Annotated in this window: 3 protein-coding genes; 2 read left to right on the top strand and 1 reads right to left on the bottom strand. The window is 58.7% G+C overall.

The genetic code is table 11. The features are described from left to right. On the bottom strand, positions 1-335 hold a 335-nt coding region (locus tag P7F28_RS05820; protein ID WP_277183539.1), incomplete at its 3' end, for a hypothetical protein. Between the two features lie 116 nt (positions 336-451). Between P7F28_RS05820 and P7F28_RS05815 the strand changes: the two genes are divergently transcribed. Beyond that, on the top strand, positions 452-2,275 hold the full coding sequence (locus tag P7F28_RS05815) for a site-specific integrase (RefSeq protein WP_277183538.1): 1,824 nt from the start codon (positions 452-454) through the stop codon (positions 2,273-2,275). 198 nt (positions 2,276-2,473) lie between these two features. Further along, positions 2,474-2,758 carry a hypothetical protein gene (locus tag P7F28_RS05810; protein WP_277183540.1) on the top strand — a complete coding sequence of 95 codons (285 nt, stop codon included), beginning with the start codon at positions 2,474-2,476 and terminating at the stop codon, positions 2,756-2,758. The last annotated feature ends 473 nt before the right edge of the window (positions 2,759-3,231 follow it).

Genomic DNA, 3,231 nt, shown 5'->3' with positions numbered 1-3,231 from the left:
TCTGCGTCACTGAGGCTGACGTGACTGAGCGAGTTGGGGTGCGAGTGAACAACTTTGACGTCCCGTAACGGGTCGCGTCCGGCGGACACTGCATCCCTGGGCAAAAAGACTCCGTCGATCGTTCCAAGAGCGCGACCAAGCGGGTTGCCGGTTTTTAGGTCGTAACAGAAGATGGCTTCGGGCGTTCCCGCCGTACTTTGTGACTCTTTTACGCAGAATAAGTGCGCGATTTCGTCGAGTTGAGTAAGCATTTGTAGCAAAAGAGGTCGAAACGACGAATTTGATTGGACTTCCTTTCGCAGCGCTTTTTGATTGTACCCGACAAGACTGTACATTCAATCATGCCTGATAATCGGTATTATCAGGCATGAGTTTAATGGGTAAAATCAGGGGGTAGGGCATCTACGTCCCGTCCAGACGGGCCTCCCGGCGAACCACGGAAAAGCGGCATATGGCGAATCAAGCGCGACCCGTCACGAAAAGTCGAGCGTCATACACCAGGAATCACTTCGCGGCGCTGCGGGCGTTCGTCCAGCGCGTGCCGGCCGCGACGATCGCGCGCCTGTATTTCTCCGAAGACGAGAACGGCAACGAAGCAACGCCAGGCTGGGTCGAGTCATACTTGCGGCGCATGCAAGCCGAACTGGTGGATCTCGCGCTCGAGCACGGTTCGTCGGTGCTGGCCGATCACCTCAAGGCATCGGCCAAAGCCCATGGCAGCGCAAGGCTCACGGCCGTGACGCTCAAGATGGTCGAGCAGGCCGCCCTATTGGCAGTGGCCAAGCCCGAGGCATCGCACGGGGTCGGCCTCTGGTTCAGACCATTAGTTGCGCGGCGTTTGAACGATGCAGGGATCCGCACGCTGGCCGAACTCGTGGATTTCTGTAATCGGCGCGGCGGAAGTTGGTGGCGCGCCGTGCCACGCATCGGCCCCGGTCGTGCGCGGCACATCGTGTCCTGGCTACGCCAGAACGAGGCGCTGATCGGGCTGCATATCGCCACAGACATCTCGCTAGACGATCCTTTCTCGGCACCCGATAGCGCACTCATCACGATTGATACGGATTCGAGTGTCCTGGCACCGCTAGAACGCGTCCGACTACCTGGTGAACTATCGGGCGAATCCGGCCTCAACCGCCACGCCAGCTTTCCATACATCACGGCGCACAACGACCTCGAGGCGGTTCGAGCTTATCTACATCGCTATCGCGAGCAGCCGAAGACCTTGCGCGCCTATACCAAGGAACTCGAGCGGTTCCTGCTCTGGGCCGTGACCGTGAGGCGCAAGCCGTTGAGTTCTCTCCTCGCTGACGATTGCGAGGCGTATCGCGACTTCCTCAAGGCGCCCTCGCCCGCTTTCGTTGGTTCGCGACAGTCACGTGCAAGCGGTCGCTGGCGGCCATTTTCGGAGAGCGGGTTGAGTTCAGAAAGTCAGCGATATGCGGTGCGCGCGCTTCGTGCGGCATTTGCGTGGCTGGTGGACGTCCGCTATTTGGCAGGAAATCCTTGGACCGTCGTCTCGGATCCCATCCGCATCGTGCGTGAAAGCGAGCTTCATGTCGAGCGCGCCCTCCCCGCCATCTTGTGGGAGCGCATGCGCGGCTTCATCGACGACCAATGTCTGCGCGAGGATGCGCGCTATTGGCGGTCGGTACGCGTGGCGTTGCTGTTGGGGGCCGATTCAGGGCTTCGACGCGAGGAGCTTGCGTCGGCTCGAAGAGAACGCCTGGCACCCACCCCACACGGAGACGGCGTGGAGGTCGTGTGGCAATTGCTGGTGATCGGGAAACGAAAGAAGGAGCGAACGGTTCCAGTGAGTCCGGCCACCATCGCCGCGCTGACTGCGCACTGGCGGGATCGTGGCGAGGACTTCCACAGTGGAACCGCCGGCCCTCTGCTCGCGCCGATTTTTATTCCGCCGGGGAAGGAAGCGCAAAAAAAGCACGCGGATGGCGCGCCCCTCGCCTATCACGCGGATACGATCAACTTCATGGTCGAATGGGCGATGAAGCGGCTCATCGCCGGCATGGCGAGCACCCTCTCGGTCGAGGAGATCAAGCTTCTCAGTGGCACCTCGCCGCACGCTTTCAGGCACACCTTCGGCACGCTGGCGGCGGCCGAAGAGGTGCCGCTCGACGTGGTGCAGAAGATCCTCGGTCACGCATCACTACAAACGACCTCTATCTACGTTCAGGCGGAAAAACAGCGGATGTTGCGTGAGGCGGCCTCTTTCTATCGCCGGCCCAAATCCGACAAAGCTGGCGAAGAGGGCTAAGGCGCCATTTGCTTATAACCATGCCGCTTGGAGGCATCCATTCGCGATAGACACTTACATCTTTAGTGTCCACGGACCCAAGGCGCGAAGCGTTGATAGTCCAGATCCACAGGAGCTGTCATGGTCCGCTACACCGACTTCAAGCGTCTCGGCGTTGGTATCAAACGAGTGTCAACTTTGTTGAGCGTGCTGCTTGGCATGGGTTTGTCCGGTGCGTACATCGATGCGTCCGCTCACGTGACTGTCGGAATCGGTTTTGGTTATGCCCCGCCCGTCTACGTTGCACCTCCGCCGGTCTACTATGCACCGCCCCCTCCCCCACCGCCGGTCTATTACGCGCCCCCTCCGCCCGCTGTTATCTATGAGCCGCCTCCCGCGCCGGTTATTTATGGCGAAGACTGGCGAGAGCGTGAGTGGCGCGAACGACAAGAATGGCATCAATACAGGGCGTATGAACGTTGGCGTGCTTACTACGGGTACTAGCGGCAAGGTAACGACGGTTGTGTTCGTGTCAGTAGTTATCATGCGTGCGCTTGCTTCTAAACGTTGCGGAGTGAAGCGATGTCGCCGACAAGTCACGGGAATGGCCACAACCCTTCGGCCAAAAAAGTATGCTATGAGTAACGTGCTCGCCTATCACGTCGACGGCATCAACAAAATGTTTGAATGAGCAATGAACCGCCTCATTACAGGGATGCACAATCTCTCAGTCGTGGAGATAAAGCCTCTGATGGATAGCTCTCCGCATGCTTTTCAGCACCTTCGGCATCATGCCGCTGCCGAGAAAGTACCGTTGGACGTCGTTTTTAAGATTCGGGCATGCGTCGCTGCAGACGACATTGATCTACGTTCAGGCGGAGAAACAGCGGGATGCTTCGAGAGGCAACATTGTTCGATAGTCGCCCAAAGCCGAACAAGGCTTCTTGATTTGGCAAGGTGCGCCGAACATGCGTTTA

This window comes from Caballeronia sp. BR00000012568055, from assembly GCF_029439455.1.
GTDB lineage: Bacteria > Pseudomonadota > Gammaproteobacteria > Burkholderiales > Burkholderiaceae > Caballeronia.
This window is presented reverse-complemented; position numbering and strand designations above follow the sequence as displayed.

Coding starts and splice junctions, on each gene's coding strand:
- P7F28_RS05815 (WP_277183538.1), top strand. CDS start 452: ATGGCGAATCAAGCGCGACCCGTCACGAAAAGTCGAGCGTCATACACC.
- P7F28_RS05810 (WP_277183540.1), top strand. CDS start 2,474: ATGGGTTTGTCCGGTGCGTACATCGATGCGTCCGCTCACGTGACTGTC.